The sequence below is a fragment of the Aeromonas sp. DNP9 genome (genome assembly GCF_001728955.1).
In the GTDB taxonomy this organism is placed as follows: domain Bacteria; phylum Pseudomonadota; class Gammaproteobacteria; order Enterobacterales; family Aeromonadaceae; genus Aeromonas; species Aeromonas veronii.
On the sequence record NZ_LYSQ01000003.1, the window covers coordinates 125,173 to 140,810 of the forward strand.

At 60.4% G+C, this 15,638-nt stretch carries 14 protein-coding genes and 1 other RNA gene; 12 read left to right on the forward strand and 3 right to left on the reverse strand.

Going from position 1 to position 15,638, the window contains the following annotated elements; translation table 11 throughout:
• From A9G06_RS02805 to A9G06_RS02815, 3 genes are read right to left on the reverse strand one after another with little or no spacing between them, the layout of a single operon-like run.
• Positions 1–591 (reverse strand): SIS domain-containing protein, encoded by a 591-nt coding sequence (locus tag A9G06_RS02805; RefSeq protein ID WP_005336275.1) that lies wholly within the window; start codon positions 589–591, stop codon positions 1–3.
• 9 nt (positions 592–600) lie between these two features.
• A complete protein-coding gene (locus A9G06_RS02810; protein WP_058057529.1) occupies positions 601–993 on the reverse strand; it encodes a YraN family protein in 393 nt (130 codons plus the stop codon).
• Positions 914–2,701, reverse strand: coding sequence for a penicillin-binding protein activator (locus tag A9G06_RS02815; RefSeq protein WP_069554203.1), 1,788 nt, complete (start codon positions 2,699–2,701; stop codon positions 914–916). The genes A9G06_RS02810 and A9G06_RS02815 overlap by 80 nt, the downstream gene beginning before the upstream one ends.
• 199 nt (positions 2,702–2,900) lie before the next feature.
• On the opposite strand from A9G06_RS02815, the gene rsmI reads away from it, so the two are divergent.
• The 12 genes from rsmI to murG all read left to right on the forward strand — a co-directional run bounded on the left by rsmI (position 2,901) and on the right by murG (position 15,628).
• Complete coding sequence (rsmI, locus tag A9G06_RS02820) at positions 2,901–3,734, forward strand: 16S rRNA (cytidine(1402)-2'-O)-methyltransferase (RefSeq protein ID WP_069554204.1); 834 nt, start codon at positions 2,901–2,903, stop codon at positions 3,732–3,734.
• Positions 3,735–3,890: 156 nt separating this feature from the next.
• An RNA gene (rnpB, locus tag A9G06_RS02825) (RNase P RNA component class A) lies at positions 3,891–4,277 on the forward strand.
• Positions 4,278–4,720: 443 nt separating this feature from the next.
• Positions 4,721–5,179 (forward strand): division/cell wall cluster transcriptional repressor MraZ, encoded by a 459-nt coding sequence (gene mraZ, locus A9G06_RS02830; protein ID WP_013723406.1) that lies wholly within the window; start codon positions 4,721–4,723, stop codon positions 5,177–5,179.
• Positions 5,180–6,118 (forward strand): 16S rRNA (cytosine(1402)-N(4))-methyltransferase RsmH, encoded by a 939-nt coding sequence (gene rsmH / locus A9G06_RS02835; RefSeq protein WP_069554205.1) that lies wholly within the window; start codon positions 5,180–5,182, stop codon positions 6,116–6,118.
• A 3-nt stretch (positions 6,119–6,121) separates the two neighbouring features.
• Positions 6,122–6,436: a cell division protein FtsL gene (gene ftsL, locus A9G06_RS02840; RefSeq protein WP_005336166.1), complete on the forward strand. Its 315-nt coding sequence runs from the start codon at positions 6,122–6,124 to the stop codon at positions 6,434–6,436.
• On the forward strand, positions 6,433–8,187 hold the full coding sequence (locus A9G06_RS02845) for a peptidoglycan glycosyltransferase FtsI (RefSeq protein WP_005336163.1): 1,755 nt from the start codon (positions 6,433–6,435) through the stop codon (positions 8,185–8,187). The genes ftsL and A9G06_RS02845 overlap by 4 nt, the downstream gene beginning before the upstream one ends.
• Positions 8,120–9,652 (forward strand): UDP-N-acetylmuramoyl-L-alanyl-D-glutamate--2,6-diaminopimelate ligase, encoded by a 1,533-nt coding sequence (murE, locus tag A9G06_RS02850; protein ID WP_069554206.1) that lies wholly within the window; start codon positions 8,120–8,122, stop codon positions 9,650–9,652. The genes A9G06_RS02845 and murE overlap by 68 nt, the downstream gene beginning before the upstream one ends.
• The gene (gene murF, locus A9G06_RS02855; protein ID WP_069554207.1) at positions 9,649–11,004 is read left to right on the forward strand and encodes a UDP-N-acetylmuramoyl-tripeptide--D-alanyl-D-alanine ligase; all 1,356 of its coding nucleotides are present in this window, start codon (positions 9,649–9,651) and stop codon (positions 11,002–11,004) included. The genes murE and murF overlap by 4 nt, the downstream gene beginning before the upstream one ends.
• The gene (gene mraY / locus A9G06_RS02860) at positions 10,998–12,080 is read left to right on the forward strand and encodes a phospho-N-acetylmuramoyl-pentapeptide-transferase (RefSeq protein ID WP_069554208.1); all 1,083 of its coding nucleotides are present in this window, start codon (positions 10,998–11,000) and stop codon (positions 12,078–12,080) included. The genes murF and mraY overlap by 7 nt, the downstream gene beginning before the upstream one ends.
• A gap of 4 nt (positions 12,081–12,084) precedes the next feature.
• Complete coding sequence (murD, locus tag A9G06_RS02865) at positions 12,085–13,368, forward strand: UDP-N-acetylmuramoyl-L-alanine--D-glutamate ligase (RefSeq protein WP_005336156.1); 1,284 nt, start codon at positions 12,085–12,087, stop codon at positions 13,366–13,368.
• Entirely contained in the window at positions 13,365–14,546 is a 1,182-nt protein-coding gene (gene ftsW, locus A9G06_RS02870) for a cell division protein FtsW (protein ID WP_069554209.1), read from the forward strand. The genes murD and ftsW overlap by 4 nt, the downstream gene beginning before the upstream one ends.
• Positions 14,546–15,628, forward strand: coding sequence for an undecaprenyldiphospho-muramoylpentapeptide beta-N-acetylglucosaminyltransferase (gene murG, locus A9G06_RS02875; RefSeq protein WP_005355117.1), 1,083 nt, complete (start codon positions 14,546–14,548; stop codon positions 15,626–15,628). Before ftsW ends, murG begins: the two co-directional genes overlap by 1 nt.
• Positions 15,629–15,638 lie beyond the last annotated feature (10 nt).

Consider the following 15,638-nt stretch of genomic DNA (forward strand, 5'->3'; position numbering starts at 1 on the left):
TCAATCTTCCTGTTGCGGGAAAAGTGTCTGGTCGATGAGATCACACAGGCAGTGCAGGGTCAACAGGTTCACCTCCAGAATGCGAGGGCGACGGGCGGAGGGAACACGGATCTCTACATCGTTCGGGCCGAGCAGACCTGCCATTTCGCCACCGTCACCCCCGCTCAGCACCACTATGGTCATGTCGCGGGAGAGGGCAGCCTCGGCGGCCTTGATCAGGCTGCGGCTGTGGCCGGAGGTGGTGATGACCACCAGAATGTCGCCAGGCTGGCCCAGCGCGCGGATCTGCTTGGCGTAGACCTCTTCAAAACCGTGGTCGGTGGCGATGGCGCTGATGGTCGCCATGTCCGGGGTCAGGGCCATGCCGGGCAGGGAGGGGCGCTGGGTCTCGTAGCAGTTGACCAGCTCGGAGATGAACAGTTGCGCCAGTGCGGCAGAAGGACCGTTACCGCATGCCAGCACCTTGTGGCCATTGAGCAGGCAGATGGTGATCATCTGGGCTGCAGTATGGATGGCATCCGGCAACGCCTCGGCGGCGGCTATCTTGGTCTGGATGCTTTCGGTGTAGTTCTCTTTGATGCGGTCAGTCATAGGGTCCTCTTAAAAAGCGTTCTGGATCCAGGCTGGCTGGTCGCCCTCGAACGCAATCACATCGAATCGGCAGGCCTGATTGGCCTCGTTGATGGCATGTTGCTTCAAATAGTGGCGCGCTGCCAGCATGATCTTGTGCTGTTTGCTGCGGGTGACCGAGCTGGCGGCCCCGCCATGGCTGCCGGTGGCCCGGTAGCGCACCTCAACAAACACCAGGGTCTGGCCCTGGTGCATGATGAGATCTATTTCGCCGCCACGACAGCGGTAGTTGCGAGCTACCGGTTGCAGGCCCCGGGCCTGCAACCAGCGTTCAGCGACTTGCTCAAAGTGCTGTCCCTTGCTCGTTGGTGAGGGGAACAGGCTCGGCAACTGCTGGCGTATCCGTTTCCATAGTTCCTTCATTGGAAGGCTCCTCCAGCTGCTGAACGGCGTTCTCGTCGACCAGTTTGCCGTTCTGGTAAGTACCCCAGCTCAGCATCCGCACGATATTACCCTGGGCATCCACGCTCAGCTGACCGCTCATGCCGGCCTGCTGCATGCCACCCACCTTGCGCATCTGCTGCAGGTTCTCTGCCAGACTGACTGCATCGTAGCCCATGGCAAACAGGCGCAACAGGTCACCCTGGGTCTGCGGCCAGAGCAGGGCGATCTGCTCGCGCTGTTTCTCGTAGCCGCCCAGCAGCAGCGGCATATCGGCGATATGCATGCCGTTGAGCTCGGAGGCGACCTCGGTTGCTGCGCTGTCGTAGCCACGGGAGCTGGTGTAGATGGGCAGGCTGCCCATCGGATTGACCGAGACATCCACGTAGGGCTTGATCATCCGGGTTTCCAGGCTGTTGGCCACCACATATACGGCATCGATGCTGCGCGGTGCGGCATCAGAGAGTTGCACCACTTCACCAGCTCGGGCGGTAGAGCGGCCGCTCAGGGCATTCTTGACCATCCCCTGCACTTCGTTGCGGGCACCGAAGGTGGCAACCACCGGCTTATCCTGGCTCAGGGTGGCCCAGCTCTGCTCGAACGCTTTGATACTGCTGTAACCGATCCGCCCCTGAGCGGCGATCAGCAGCGGTTTGCGGTAGCCCTGGGTGTAGAGGTACTGGGCTGCCTGCGCAGCATCTGCGGCGGCAGAGAGGGAGAAGTAGTAGGTGGTGTCGTTGACGACCGGCTTGTCCAGCTCGTTGAGCGCCAGTACCGGCACGGTCGGATTGGCCTTGAGCAGTTCCTCGACCCGGTCTTTCAGCAGCGGGCCTATGATCATGTCTGCCCCTTCCTGAATCGCCTGCTTATAAAGGTCGCCGGTCGACTTGCTCTGGGTGTCGTAGAAGTTCAGGGTGAATTGCCCCTGATTTTCCTTGTAAGACATCAGCATACCGTTACGGATGGCAGCGCCCTGCGGCTCCAGATTGCCGGAGAGGGGCAGCAGCACAGCGATCTGTTGCACCGAGGTGCTGGCAGTGGCCGCCAGATCGCCCAATCCTGCCGGCATATCTTTCTGGGCTGGATGGTTGGGGAAGTCGCGCTTCCAGCCTGCCAGCTGGCGGGCCAGCAAGTTCGGCTGGGCGCCAAACTCGTTGACCAGTGCCGCCAGACGCAGCCAGCCGGTGGTTACGTCAGGGGCCGGTGCCTCTTCCAGCGCCTGCAGGGTGGAAGGAGTCATGCTCTTGAGCAGCGACCAGATCTGCTGATGGTTGGTGGCCTGCTCGCTCTGGTTGAGGTAGGGCTCCAGCGCAATCAGGGACTTGGCGGCACCAAACTTGTTGTTGATGTCGAGCTGCAGTACCACGCGCTGACGATACCAATCCTTCTGGGTATCGGCATCCAGCGCAACCTCAGGCTTGCCTTCCAGCAGGATCAGCGCCTGATTGGCGTGGCCTTGTGCCAGCAACAGATGGGCTTGCAGCAGTTGCAACTGCGCCTTCTGAACGGGATCCTTGGCCTGCTTCTGCAATTGCTGGAACAGTGCCGAGGCCGGTTTGGCCTGGCCCAGCGCCAGATAGCTGCGTGCCGCCAGCATCTGCCAAGTAAAGGCTTCGGCCGGCTTGGCCGGGTCCACCTGCTCAAGATACCACTGGGCATTCTTGGTCAGATTGGAGAACGCAGAGGGCATGCCTGACTGCCCTGACGGTTGATTGGGCTCCGACGCACAGGCGGCGAGCAGTACTGCCGCGAGTATGATGCCGAAGAGTCGTGATACACTTAGCTGCTTTGTAACCCGGTTCAAGTTCATTCCCCGACCAGTGTTGAAGTTCCCCATAGTGTAAACGGGCCAATATGGCGACACAATTGTCGGGGCACTCGGAGATCCCATGAGTGACATCCCAACCCTGTATATAGTCCCCACTCCGATCGGCAATCTGGCGGACATCACCCAGCGTGCATTGGACATTTTACGCAGTGTCGATCTGGTGGCAGCCGAAGATACCCGTCATACCGGTATCCTGCTCAGCCACTACCAAATCTCGGTGCCGACCTTCGCCCTGCACGATCACAACGAGCAGCAGAAGGCCGATGTACTGATCGGTCGGATCAAAGAGGGCAAGAGTGTTGCGCTGGTCTCCGATGCCGGCACTCCGCTCATCAGCGACCCCGGTTATCACTTGGTCACCCGCTGTCGTGAAGCCGGGGTCAAGGTGGTGCCGCTGCCCGGCCCCTGTGCCGCCATCACCGCCTTGAGCGCGGCCGGTCTGCCCACTGATCGATTTGCCTTTGAAGGCTTCCTGCCCGCCAAGAGCAAGGGACGTGACGATCGCCTGCAAGCCGTTATTGAAGACACCCGCTCGCTGGTGTTCTACGAATCCCCGCGCCGTGTGCAGGATACAGTGGAAGCGATTGCTCGCATTCTCGGCGAGCGTCAGGTGGTGGTGTGCCGTGAGCTGACCAAGACCTTTGAGTCGATCCACGGTCTGCCAGCCTCCGAAATGCTGGTCTGGCTTGGTGAAGATGACAACCGCTGCCGCGGCGAGATCGTGCTGGTCGTGGCTGGCGCCTCCAAAGAGGAAGAGGATCTGCCGGCCGAGGCGATCCGCACTCTGGGTCTGCTGGTGGCAGAACTGCCACTGAAAAAAGCGGCCGCCCTGACCGCCGAGATCCACGGCGTGAAGAAGAATGCCCTCTACAAATACGGCCTCGAGCACTATTGAGCCGGTTAATAGGCCGTAAGGCTGTTTTCTGACCTGTGCAATCCCCCGAACCGGCGAGCATTCAGCATGTAAACGGGGGCCAAAGCGCGATAAATGGCTGTAAACGGGAATTGCCGGTTTACCCCGTGCGTATCGCAAGGCTATAATCCGCCCCTCGGAGTTGGCTGGGCAATCGCTGCTTCGTCGTTGTGTCCCTAGGGACAGACGGGCGGAGGGGAGGAAAGTCCGGGCTTCACAGGGCAGGGTGCCAGGTAACGCCTGGGGGGCGTGAGCCTACGACCAGTGCAACAGAGAGCAGACCGCCGATGGCCCGCAAGGGATCAGGTAAGGGTGAAAGGGTGCGGTAAGAGCGCACCGCGCGACTGGCAACAGTTCGTGGCACGGTAAACTCCACCCGAAGCAAGACCAAATAGGCCCCTATTGGCGCGGCCCGCGTTGGGGGCGGGTAGGTTGCTTGAGCCAGCGAGCGATTGCTGGCCTAGAGGAATGATTGCTACCCGGGGCAACCCGGTACAGAACCCGGCTTACAGGCCGACTCCGACCTCATTCCGAAGAGCCCCGCGATTTATCGCGGGGCTCTTTTTTTATGCATGAGAAAATATGGCTTCGTTGGCAGGATATTTTCGACCTTGTCATTTTGAATGAAATTATATGTTTTAAATCAATCGAATAGTTTTGTATTTGGCACGATGGCAGCGATAGATGGTGATAGAACCGAGGATGGTTGTTCGCACCCACATATTGTGTATGTTCTCAGTTCATTCACTTATTTCAATTAATCACCAGAGTTTAACGCCAAATAACTTGTGGAAAATCAACCCACTCAATCCGCGGTATGCAATTGCTGCGTCAATATGTTCCCTCTGTCCCATCTCCTTGCTTGAAAAGCCCCCTGCACGTCCTTAAACTTCAAGGTGGGGAAAAGTGGATCAAAGTGGTTTTTAGAGGGGCAATCAGCCTGCTCACTCACCTTCAGGGACTGCAATTTGTTGCGTGGCGCTCATGCCATCAGCCTGGACAGTAAAGGGCGGCTGGCAATTCCGACCAAATTCCGTGATTGGCTGCGCGACGAAAGCGACGGCCAGCTGGTCTGCACCATCGATATTGCCCATCCCTGTTTGCTGCTTTATCCCCTGAATGAATGGGAAGAGGTCGAGCGAAAGCTCAAGACTCTCTCCAGCATGAATCCGCAAGAGCGCCGTTTGCAGCGACTGCTGCTGGGACATGCAACCGAATGCGAGCTGGATGGTAATGGCCGTCTGCTGCTCAGTCAGCCACTGCGCAACCATGCGGGACTGGACAAGAAAATTATGCTGGTGGGCCAGCTCAACAAGTTTGAGTTGTGGGATGAAGCCCGCTGGCAACAACAGGTCAATGACGACATCTTGGGTCTGCCCGGGGACGATTGGGCAAGCTCACCACGACTACAGGATTTCTCTTTATAAATGACCCAAGCCGCTGAACACATCACAGTGCTGCTGCACGAAGCCGTTGAAGGTCTGGCCATCAAGCCGGATGGTGTCTACGTCGACGGTACTTTTGGCCGTGGTGGTCATTCTCGTCTGATCCTGCAGCACCTTGGCCCCAATGGCCGCCTGATCGCCATCGACCGCGATCCCCAGGCTATCGCCGAAGCGGCCAAGATCCAGGATCCCCGTTTCGAAATCGTGCACGGCCCCTTCTCCGGCATCGCCTCCTATCTGGATGAGCGCAGTTTGCTGGGCAAGGTGGATGGCTTCCTGCTGGATCTGGGGGTCTCTTCACCCCAGCTGGATGATGCCGAGCGCGGTTTCAGCTTTATGAAAGATGGTCCGCTCGATATGCGGATGGACCCCACCTCCGGCCAGAGCGCCGCCGAGTGGCTGGCCAAGGCCGATGTGGATGACATCGCCTGGGTGCTGAAGACCTTCGGTGAGGAACGTTTTGCCAAGAAGATCGCCCGTGCCATTGTGCACGACCGGGTGACCGAGCCTTATGTGCGCACTCGCCAACTGGCGGAGATGATTGCCCGGGTCAATCCGAGTAAGGAGAAGGGCAAGCATGCGGCAACCCGCAGTTTCCAGGCCATTCGCATCTATATCAACAGCGAGCTGGACGAGATCGAAACCGCGCTCAACGGTGCACTGGAAGTGTTGGCACCACATGGCCGTCTGTCAGTGATCAGCTTCCATTCGCTGGAAGACCGCTTGGTGAAGCATTTCATCCGCAAGCACGAGAAGGGGCCGGAAGTGCCTTACGGCATTCCGTTGACCGAGGCCCAACTGGCTGGCGGTCGCAAATTGAAGTCGGTCGGCAAGGCGCTCAAGCCTTCTGATCATGAAGTATCTGAAAACAGCCGGTCACGCAGCTCGGTGCTGCGGGTTGCCGAACGGTTGGCGGAGTAAGCGATGAGCGAAGTGCGTGTTCATCTGGCCAAGGAGATCGTTGCCGATCTCTGGCGGCACAAGCTGCAGATTTTTCTGTCGGTCGCCGTGCTGGTGACCGCGTTTGCCGTGATCCTGGTGACCAACATGACCCGTGGTCTGACGGCCAAGCAGAACGATCTGATGGCAGAAGAGGATCGCCTCAATATCGAATGGCGCCACCTGTTGTTGGAACAGGGCACCCTGGCTGAACACTCCCGGGTGGCGAGTCTGGCGATGGACAAGTTGCAGATGGGTCGTCCGCTGGTGACCACCGAGAAGGTAATTACCCAACCATGAAACGCAAGGCTACAGCCAAAGCTGCCAAAGCGAATGTCAAAGCGCCATCTATCTATCCATGGCGCTTTCGCACGCTTGCGGTGTTTATCGGCATCGCGTTTGTGGGTCTGATCCTGCGTCTGGCCTGGATCCAGGTGATCAATCCGGATCGTCTGCGTCAGGAGGGTGACATGCGCTCCCTGCGTACCACCTCTACCCAGGCGGTGCGCGGCATGATCACCGATCGCAACGGCGAGCAGCTGGCGGTTTCTGTGCCGGTCGAAGCGGTCTGGGCCGATCCCAAGACAGTGCATGAATCCGGTGCCATCAATAATGAGCGAGCCTGGCTGGCGCTCTCCGCCGTGCTCAAGCTCGACATCAATACCCTCAAACACCGCATCGCCAACCCCAGCAAGCGCTTCGTCTATCTGCAGCGTCAGGTTACTCCTGCGGTGGCGGAATATATCAAGGGGCTCAAGCTGGGTGGCGTCTACCTACGCCCCGAAGCGCGCCGCTTCTATCCGACCGGCGAGATCAGCGCTCATCTGGTGGGGGTGACCAACATCGATGGCAGCGGTATTGAAGGGATCGAGCGCAGCTACAACGAGTGGTTGACTGCGACACCCGGCGAAATGCGGGTGCGCAAGGATCGTCAGGGGCGCGTCATCGAGCGGCTTGGCATCGTCAAAGAGGGCAAGAACGCCAACGATCTGCAGCTCAGTATCGATCAGCGGGTGCAGGCATTGGCCTACCGTGCCCTCAAGCGGGCAACCGACGAGAACAAGGCGACCTCCGGCTCCATGGTGATGCTGGATATCAAGACAGGTGAAGTACTCGCCATGGTCAACACCCCCTCCTATAACCCGAACAACCGTGGCCAGTATCAGAGCTTCCGGGTACGCAACCGGGTGGTGACCGATACCTACGAGCCGGGTTCGACCGTCAAGCCATTGATTTTGCTCAGTGCCTTGCAGGCAGGTGTCACCAGCTGGAAGGATTTCATTCCCGGTGGGCCGCTTTTTATCGGTGCCAAGCAGATCAAGGACGTCAGTATCCACAAGGCGACCAACCTCTACGACATCCTGCGCTACTCCTCCAACATCGGTATGTCACGCATCGCGCTGCGGATGCCGGCGCAGGAGATGATCAATACCCTCAGCATGTTCGGTTTCGGCATGGATACTGGCAGCGGGCTGATGGGCGAGAGCAGCGGCATGTTGCCCCAGCGTCGTCGCTGGTCCGATATCGAGCGTGCGACCCTCTCGTTTGGTTATGGTCTGCGAGTCACCCCGCTGCAGCTGGCTTCCGCCTACGCCACCCTGGCTAACAAGGGCAAACGGGTGCCGCTCTCCATTGTCAAGGTGACTACGCCGCCCAAGGGTGAGCAGGTGATTGATCACAACAACGCCGCTGCCATGTTGCAAGCGCTGGAGTATGTGGTCGACAACGCCATTCCAAAAGCCAAGATCCCTGGCTATCGGGTCGGCGGCAAGAGTGGTACCGCCAAGGTCGCCGTCGCCGGTGGCTATGGCAAGGATTACATGGCCTGGTTTGCCGGTTTCGCACCCGCCAGTGATCCCCGTTTCGTCATGGTGGTGGTGATCAACGAGCCAAAAGGCAGCGCCTATTATGGCGGCGCCGTGGCGACCCCACCGTTTGCAGAGGCCATGGGCGGGGTGCTGCAGCTCTTCAATATTCGTCCCGATGCGGTGCCGCCAGCGGTGCCCACCAAACTTGCCCGTACGGAGGCTTCTCTTGTCCCGCGCACTTGATGCATTACTGCGCCCCTTCGGTATCCAGGCGCCGGCGCTCACCCTGACCGATATCCAGCTGGATAGTCGGCGGGTTGGCCCCGGCTCGCTCTTCGTGGCCATTCGCGGCCATCAGGTGGATGGCAGACGGTTTATCGAACAGGCGGTGGCTCAGGGAGCGACCGCTGTTGTGTTTGAGGAGGATGGTGAATTTATCCCACCATCGACTCCGGTTCCCTGTATCGGGATGCGGGATCTGCCCGCTCACCTCTCTGCTCTTGCGGGCTATTTCTACGATCAGCCAGCCCAAAAATTGGATCTGGTCGGGATCACCGGCACCAACGGCAAGAGCACTACGGCACTGCTGGTCGCTAACTGGCGCACCCTGCTGGGCGGTAAAGCGGGCGTGATGGGCACCATCGGCAATGGCCTGTTTGGCCATCTGATCGAAGCGGAAAATACCACCGGCAGCGCCGTGCAGGTGCAAGCCAATCTGGCTGCGCTGCAAGCGCAGGGGGCGGATCTGGTGGCGATGGAGGTCTCCAGCCACGGTCTGGTACAGCACCGTGTGGCAGCTTTGCCCTTTGCCGCTGCCGTTTTCACCAATCTGAGCCGGGATCACCTCGATTACCACGGCACCATGGAAGCCTATGGCGCGGCCAAAGAGCAGCTGTTGCAGCTGGTCGATGAGTCTAATGCAGTGATCAATCGCGATGACGAGCTGGGTGCCAAGTGGCTCAAAAAGTATCCAGCAGCGGTGGCGTTCAGCGTTAATGGCCCGATTGAACACCATTCTGGCCGTCAATTAACGGCGCAGCAGCTCGATTTTCACCAGCAAGGTTTTCGCGCGCAGATTAACTCCAGCTGGGGGAATGGTGTATTATCCGCCCCCTTGCTCGGGCGCTTCAACGTCAGCAATGTGCTGGCCGCGATGGGCGTGATGCTGGTGCTTGGTTATGACTTCAACGAGCTGCTGGCAACTGCCCCGAAATTGCAACCAGTGACCGGTCGCATGGAGTGTTTCGGCGGTGGCGATACGCCGCTGGCGGTGGTCGATTACGCCCACACCCCGGATGCACTGGAGAAGGCATTGCAGGCCCTGCGGGTGCACTGCACAGGCCAGCTCTGGTGTCTGGTCGGTTGTGGTGGCGACCGCGATCGCGGCAAGCGCCCCATGATGGCAGCCATGGCCGAGCAGTATGCGGATCGCGTGATCCTGACCGACGACAATCCCCGTACCGAGGAACCGGCCCGGATCATGGCCGACATGGTGGCGGGTCTTCGCGATCCTGCTGCGGTGCAGGTGGAGCACGACCGGGTCAAGGCGATTGCGCTGGCCATCGGTCAGGCGAGCAAACAGGACATCATCCTGGTGGCCGGCAAAGGTCACGAGGATTATCAGATCATTGGAACCGACAAGCGGCACTACAGCGACCGGGAAACCGTCGCGGCCGCCTTGCACACATTATTGGAGTCATTCAAATGATGACCCTCAGGCTTGCCGAGCTGGCGCAGGTACTCGATGCCCGTCTGATTGGTGACGACGGCGAGATCACCGTCGTCAGTACCGATACCCGCACTCTGGGCGCGGGTGCCCTGTTCGTTGCCCTGCGCGGCGAGCGCTTCGATGCCCACGATTTTTGCGAGCAGGCCGTTCAGGCAGGGGCCTCTGCCCTGCTGGTCGAGCGTGAACTGCCGCTGGCCATTCCCCAACTGGTGGTAGCCGATACCCTCAAGGGGTTGGGCCATCTCGGCAGACTGGTGCGCGAGCGCATCAACCCGAAAGTACTGGCTATCACTGGCAGCTGCGGCAAGACCACGGTGAAGGAGATGGCGACCGCCATCCTGCGCAATGAAGGGGAAGTGCTAGCCACCGCTGGCAACTTCAACAACGAGGTGGGCGTGCCGCTCACCCTGCTGCGCCTCGAATCGCAACACAAGTTTGCGGTGATGGAGCTGGGTGCCAACCATCCGGGCGAGATCGCCTGGACTACTTCACTGGCCAAACCCGATGCCGCCATCATCAACAACGTGGCGGCGGCCCATCTGGAGGGCTTCGGCTCGCTGGAAGGGGTGTTCCACGCCAAGAGCGAAATCTTTGAGGGCTTGAGCGAGGGTGGCACCGCCATCGTCAACGCCGACAACGAATTCTGGCCGAAGTGGCGGGAACGCGGCATTCAGTGCGCCTTCTCCATCGACGATCAGAGCCAGCCGTTCCACGCGCGCAACCTTGTGCTCAACGAGCAAGGCTGCGCCGAGTTCGTGATGGTGACCCCGCAGGGCGAGCTGAGCCTGACCTTGGCGATCCCGGGTCGCCACAACGTGGCCAATGCGTTGGCTGCCGCCGCGGGTTGTCTGGCCCTCGGCGCATCCCTCGGCTCCGTCAAGGCGGGGCTGGAGCAGATGGCGCCGGTCAAGGGGCGCTTCTGCGTGCAGCGCTGGGGCGGTCTGACCCTGGTGGATGATACCTACAATGCCAGCGTGGAGTCCGTGCTGGCGGGCATCGATGCCCTGACCGCCATGAGCGGCTTCAAGGTGTTGGTGTTCGGTGATATGCGGGAACTGGGTGAGGAGTCTGCCGAGCAACACGCCCGGGTTGGCCGTCATGCCCGCGAGCGCGGTCTGGATGCCGTGCTGACAGTGGGAGAAGATAGTCGCCATACCGCAGATGCCGCGGCGGGCCGACATTTCGATAACAAGGCATCGTTGTTTGAAGTGCTTGCGCAAATGATAAATACACATCAGGAAATTTCGATTCTGGTCAAGGGGGCCCGTGGCTCCCGCATGGAAGATATCGTCGAGATGGTCAAAGGCCATCAGGAGTCAGCCACATGCTAGTCTGGCTGGCCGAACTGCTCACCCCGCACTTCACCTTTTTCAACGTCTTCTCCTATCTGACGTTTCGCGCCATCCTGTCGATCATCACCGGACTGGGGGTTGCCCTCTGGATGGGGCCACGCCTGATCCGTCGCCTGCAGATCCTGAAATTCGGTCAGGTGATCCGCAACGATGGTCCCGAGTCCCACCTCAGCAAGCGGGGTACCCCGACCATGGGTGGCCTGATGATCATTGCGGCGATTTTCACGTCTGTGCTGCTCTGGTGCCGCCTCGATAACCCCTATGTCTGGTTGGTGCTGTTTGTGCTGGGTGCCTATGGCGCCATCGGCTTTGCCGACGACTATCTCAAGGTGGTACGCAAGAACACCGACGGCCTGATCGCGCGCTGGAAGTACTTCTGGCAATCCGCGGTAGCGCTGGGAGTGGCGGTATTCCTCTATGCGACCGCAACCCATGAGGGGCAGACCCAGCTGGTGGTGCCTTTCCTCAAGGATGTGATGCCGCAGCTTGGCCTGATGTTTATCGTGCTGACCTACTTTGTCATCGTCGGTACCTCCAATGCGGTCAACCTGACCGACGGTCTCGACGGCCTGGCCATCATGCCGACAGTGATGGTGGCGGGGGGCTTTGCCCTGATCGCTTGGGCTACCGGTAACGTTAACTTTGCCAACTACTTGCACATTCCTTACGTGCCCTATACCTCCGAGCTGGTGATCGTCTGTACCGCCATTGTCGGCGCAGGTCTGGGTTTCCTCTGGTTCAACACCTATCCGGCGCAGGTCTTTATGGGGGATGTCGGTTCCCTGGCGCTGGGCGGCGCGCTCGGCACCATCGCAGTGCTGGTGCGTCAGGAGTTCCTGTTGGTGATCATGGGCGGCGTCTTCGTGATGGAGACCGTTTCGGTGATCCTGCAGGTGGGTTCATACAAGCTGCGCGGCGTGCGGATCTTCCGCATGGCGCCGATCCATCACCACTACGAGAAGAAGGGCTGGCCGGAGCCGCGCGTCATCGTGCGCTTCTGGATCATCACCCTCGTGCTGGTGCTGCTGGGTCTTGCCACCCTGAAGGTGAGGTAAGGCCATGGTCATCATCATCGGATTGGGCAAAACCGGACTCTCCTGTGTCGATTACTTCCTCGGCCGTGGCGTGACGCCACTGGTGATGGATACCCGTGCCAACCCGCCCGGCAAGGATCAATTGCCGCCTGAGGTAGAGCTCATTCACGGTCTCGACGAGGCACTGCTAAAGCAGGCGCACATGATCGTCGCGAGCCCGGGTATCGCGCTGGCGACCCCTGAACTGAAAGCGGCTGCCGAGTGTGGCGTGCAGATCGTCGGTGACATCGAACTGTTTGTTCGCGAGACCCAGACTCCGGTCATCGCCATTACCGGCTCCAACGGCAAGAGCACCGTCACTACCCTGGTGGGCGAGATGATTGCCGAAGCCGGTCTCAATGTCGGCGTGGGCGGCAATATCGGTACACCGGCGCTGGAGCTGCTCAAGCAGCCGATGGATCTCTGCGTGCTGGAGCTCTCCAGCTTCCAGCTGGAAACTACTCACAGTTTGCGTGCTGCTGCATCCGTGGTGCTGAACCTCTCAGAAGATCACATGGATCGCTATCAGGGCATGGCCGACTATCGCGCCGCCAAGATGGAGATCCATCAGCACTCCAAACACATTCTGGTCAATCGTGACGATGCCCAGACCCTGCCCGATGTGGGTCAGGTGTGGCAGAGCTTTGGTCTCGATTGCAATGGCTATGGCCGTTGCCTGCTGGATGGCCGCTACTGGTTGACGTTGCACGGTGAACCACTGTTGGCGGTAGACGAGATGAAGATCGTCGGTGCCCACAATCAGGCCAACGCGCTGGCCGCCATGGCGCTGTGTGATGCGGTCGGCATTCCTCGTGCGGCTCAGCTTACCGTGCTGCGCCGCTTCGAGGGCTTGCCCCATCGCGCCCGCTTCGTGCGCGAGGTAAACGGGGTGCGCTGGATCAACGACTCCAAGGCCACCAACGTAGGAGCCACGCTGGCTGCCGTTGCCGGTGTGCGCGAGTCGGTCAAGGGGCGCCTGCTGCTGCTGGCCGGTGGTCAGGGCAAGGGGCAGGATTTTGGTCCGATCCAGGCGCTGCTAGGCAACCAGATCGATCACATGTACTGCTTTGGTCAGGATGCCGAGGTGCTGCTGGCACTGGGCGAGCAGACCGAACGGGTGGCCGACTTGGCCGCTGCAGTTGCCAAAGCGGCGGCCGATGCCAAGCCCGGTGACTGGGTGCTGCTGGCGCCAGCCTGTGCCAGCCTCGATCAGTTCAAGTCGTTCGAGGTGCGCGGCGATCGCTTCACCGAAATGGTGCTGGCGCTATGAACGCCCTTCGCGCAGCAGCAAGTTTGTTCCAGCGCTGGTTGTTACCAGCGCGTCCTGCCGGTCTCTACGATCGGCAGCTGGTACTGCTGGCGCTCTCCCTGATGGCGGTCGGGGTGGTCATCGTGGCCTCGGCGTCGATCCCCGAAGGGATTGCGCTGGGGGATGACCCCTTCATGTTTGTGAAGCGTCACGCCCTGTTTCTGGTGATGGCGCTCGGTATCTCCTGGTTTGTGTTGCAGGTGCCGATGGCGCGCTGGCAACAGCACAACGGCCCCATGTTGCTGCTGGCGATCTTGATGCTGGTGCTGGTGCTGCTGGTGGGGCGGAACGTCAACGGTGCGGTGCGCTGGTTGCCGCTCGGTCCCTTCAACCTGCAGCCTGCCGAGTTTGGCAAGCTGGCGCTGTTTGTCTATCTGGCCGGTTATCTGGTGCGGCGCCAGAGCGAAGTGCGCGAAGCCTGGATCGGCTTCCTGAAACCGCTGGCGGTGTTCGGGGTGCTGGCGGTCTTGCTGCTGTTGCAGCCTGACCTGGGTTCCACCGTGGTGATGTTCGTTACCTCGTTTGGCATGCTGTTTCTGGCCGGAGCCCGACTGGGACAGTTTTTGACCCTGATAGGCGCGGGTCTCGTCTCGGTGGTGATGCTGATCATCGTCGAGCCCTACCGGATGCGGCGGGTGACCTCCTTTATGGATCCCTGGGCCGATCCGTTTGGCAGTGGCTACCAGTTGACCCAGTCGCTGATGGCGTTTGGCCGTGGCAGCTGGTTTGGCGAAGGGCTTGGCAACTCCATCCAGAAGATGGAGTACCTGCCGGAAGCGCACACCGACTTCGTGTTTGCGATCCTCGGTGAAGAGCTGGGTTATGTCGGTGTGCTGGTCGCCCTGTTCCTGATTTTTGCGCTGGCGGTCAAGGCGCTCAAGCTGGGGCATCGCGCGCTGGTGGCCGAGCGGCTCTATGACGGTTATCTGGCGATCGGCATCGGCATCTGGTTCAGCTTCCAGACCTTCGTCAACGTTGGCGCGGCTAGCGGTATGATGCCGACCAAGGGCTTGACCCTGCCGCTGGTCAGTTACGGTGGTTCCAGTCTCATCATCATGTCGGTGGCGGTGAGCATGTTGATTCGAATCGATTTTGAGTTGCGTCAGGCGACAGCCCAGGCGCGCGTGCGGGAGGTTTAGTGAGCAAGACTCTGTTGGTGATGGCAGGTGGTACCGGTGGGCATGTGTTCCCCGGTCTGGCCGTGGCCGATCGCCTGAAGGCCCAGGGCTGGACTGTCCACTGGCTCGGTACTGCCGACCGGATGGAGGCGGAGCTGGTGCCCGCCCACGGTTATCCCATCTCCTTCATCGATATTCAGGGGGTGCGTGGCAACGGCATCAAGCGACTGCTGGTGGCGCCCTATCGCATCGTCAAATCGATCCTGCAGGCGCGTCAGGTACTCAAGACCGTTCGCCCTGATGTGGTGCTCGGCATGGGCGGTTTTGCTTCCGGCCCGGGTGGAGTGGCGGCCTGGTTCTCCGGCATCCCGTTGCTGCTCCATGAGCAGAATGCTGCTGCAGGCATGACCAACAAGTTGCTGGCCCGTATCGCCAGGCGGGTGTTGATGGCATTTCCGGGTGCCTTCGCGCCGAGCCGTCGCACCGCCGTGGTGGGCAATCCGGTACGTCCCGAAGTGGTCGCTCTGCCGGATCCACAACTGCGCAGCGGGGATGAGCCACTGCATCTGCTGATCGTGGGTGGCAGTCTGGGGGCGCGGGTGCTCAACGAGCAGGTACCTGCTGCGGTGGCGGCATCCGGCGTGCCCATTGAAGTGCGTCACCAGTGTGGCAAGGGCAATGCCGAGGCTGTCTCTGCTGCCTATGCCCAGCACGGCATCAATGCCGAGGTGAGCGAATTTATCAAGGATATGGCCAGCGCCTACGCTTGGGCCGACCTGGTGGTCTGCCGTGCCGGTGCGCTGACTGTTTCCGAAGTGGCTGCCGCCGGTGTGGCCGCCATTTTCGTGCCGCTGCCCCATGCGGTGGATGATCACCAGACCCGAAACGCCTTGACCCTGGTCGACGGCGGAGCGGCCGAGTTTCTGCCCCAGTCCGAGCTGAATACCGCATCGCTGGCGGCGCGTCTGACCTGGCTGGCTGGTCGCAGGGAGACCCTGTTTAACATGGCGAAAGCGGCTCGCCGGGTCGCTATCACCGATGCGGCCGAGCGGGTTGCCGATGAGTGCAAACAGCTCGCAACCGGGCAGCGTGGTAAAGATTGATGAGCAAGGT